This window comes from Anaerotruncus sp. (assembly GCF_057433415.1).
This window is the reverse complement of record NZ_DBMDHH010000104.1, coordinates 1-794: the sequence shown is the minus strand read 5'-3', so window position 1 is coordinate 794 and position 794 is coordinate 1. Positions and strand designations below refer to the sequence as shown.

Annotated in this window: 1 protein-coding gene; it reads left to right on the top strand. The window is 57.1% G+C overall.

Going from position 1 to position 794, the window contains the following annotated elements:
• On the top strand, positions 1 to 794 hold a 794-nt coding region (locus ACZO3G_RS14635), incomplete at its 5' end, for an alkyl sulfatase dimerization domain-containing protein (protein WP_486847372.1).

Here is a 794-nt window from a genome sequence, read left to right as displayed (position 1 = left end):
TGATCGAGCTGCCGGAGGCGCTCAATAAAATCTGGTACACCCGCCAGTACTACGGGACGGTCGCCCACAACGCCAAGGCGGTCTACCAGAAGTTCATGGGCTGGTATGACAGCAACCCTGTCAACCTGAACCCCCTCATGCCAAGCGACAGCGCAAAAAAATGGGTGGAGTACCTGGGGGATGTTGACAATGTCCTGCAAATGGCAAAGGCGGATTTTGACAAGGGTGAATATCAGTGGGTCGCCGAGGTCACAAACACCATCGTCTTTGCCGACCCGACGAACACCGACGCGCGGCTTCTGTGCGCCGATGCACTGGAGCAGCTGGGGTATCAGGCGGAGTCCGGTCCGTGGCGCAACGAATATCTTACCGCCGCGCAGGAGCTGCGCCATGGAAACGCCAATCTCACCGCTTCCACCAAATCTACCGGCGACATGGTCAAGGCCCTCTCCGCGCCCATGCTGTTTGACTATATGGCCATTGTCATGGACAAGCAGGCGCTGGCTGACCGCGACTTCACCATGAACGTGATCCTGCCTGACGTGGGCGAACAGCACATGCTCCGCGTGAAGAATGGTGTGCTGCTGGTCTATGCGGATACATTGTCTGATGATGCGGACGTGTCTATTACCTGCCCGAAGAATGCGCTGTTTGCGATCCTGACCAACAATCAGGAAACGGTTGCAAAGGCCGTCAAGGTCGAGGGCAGCGCAGAGCTGCTGACGCTGATGATGGAGAATATGAACCAGTTCCCGATCACCGGAGCCACCCCCTTCAACATCATCGAGCCGTAA